Genomic DNA, 255 nt, shown 5'->3' with positions numbered 1-255 from the left:
TTGCTGTCACGGTAATGGTGTGTGGACCGTCTGTTAATACAGGCAAGCTATTGTCTGCAAGCGTCCAGGTGCCATCGCCATTGTTCGTCGCCGGGTAGTCAACACCATCCACATTCACCACCACAGTGGCTGTCGGGTCATTGACTGTACCGGTGAGCGCAGGTGTGCTGTCATTGGTAAGGACATCATCAAGCGCGACCACCGGTGGCGTGATGTCTGCAGAGACTGTGCCTGTACCTGGCAATGAGGTATTGC

Annotated in this window: 1 protein-coding gene; it reads right to left on the bottom strand. The window is 54.9% G+C overall.

All coding sequences use genetic code 11. The annotated features are described in order from the left end of the window. The coding region (locus HUN22_RS17885; protein ID WP_254617582.1) for an Ig-like domain-containing protein at positions 1-255 on the bottom strand (255 nt) is incomplete at both ends.

It is taken from the genome of Acinetobacter lactucae, from assembly GCF_013344765.1.
Taxonomy (GTDB): Bacteria; Pseudomonadota; Gammaproteobacteria; order Pseudomonadales; family Moraxellaceae; genus Acinetobacter; species Acinetobacter lactucae_A.
Note: the sequence above shows the minus strand (reverse complement) of the source record. Positions and strands in the feature narration are given on the sequence as shown.